This is a genomic window from Vibrio sp. Y176, from assembly GCF_033438945.1.
In genome coordinates, this window is sequence record NZ_JAWOQS010000527.1 from 1 (window position 1) to 701 (window position 701).

1 protein-coding gene is annotated in these 701 nt (G+C 44.4%); it reads right to left on the reverse strand.

Annotated features, from left to right (window positions below; all coding sequences use genetic code 11):
- On the reverse strand, positions 1 to 701 hold a 701-nt coding region (locus tag R7O13_RS27110), incomplete at both ends, for a RodZ domain-containing protein (RefSeq protein ID WP_318305231.1).

A 701-nucleotide genomic window follows, 5' to 3' on the forward strand; every position in this document is an offset into this window, starting at 1 on the left:
CCGGTTTCTGAGTGCCACTTACGAGTGTTTTGCCGTTTGTATCTTTTACTTGGATCCAGCAATCTGCTTTAAATTTCATGGTGAGCAGAGTCATACCTTCTGGCACTACAGGAGATGCTTCTTGAACCTCTTCTGCAGCTTCAATCAGAGCAACTGGTTCTTGAGTTGCTTCTGTTGTCGACTCTTCTGTTTCTGCAGGTACCACTTCATCAGTTTGCGCTGCATTGATGGATGATTCTGATGCTGTATTGTTTGATGCCGCTAGTTCTGCTGGAGTACTTGCGATCAGCTCTTCTTCGGTCATTAGATCAATATCAGCAATTTCATCGGCACTTGGTTGGCTTGTTTCAACATTAGCCTCTGCTACAACTTGAGCGAGACTATTTTCTTGCTGATTTTGCCACCACCAAGCTGCTGAGATACCGATGATGACAATGGCTATTACCCAAGTCAGCAACATAATTCGGCTGTTGTGTTTCTCGTGTTTGGTTTTACGAGAAAAGCTTTGCATTTCGATTTCTTGCTCTTTTGGCTTTACATCTGCCGTCTGTTCTAGAGCAACCAGCACCACTTTCTCATCTAGCCCGACAAACTTTGCGTAAGAACGCAAATAGCCGCGAGTGAATGTCGCTACTTGTTGAGATTCAAGTCGGTTGTTTTCAATATCTTCAAGAACAGAACCGCGAAGTCTCAGGCGATCA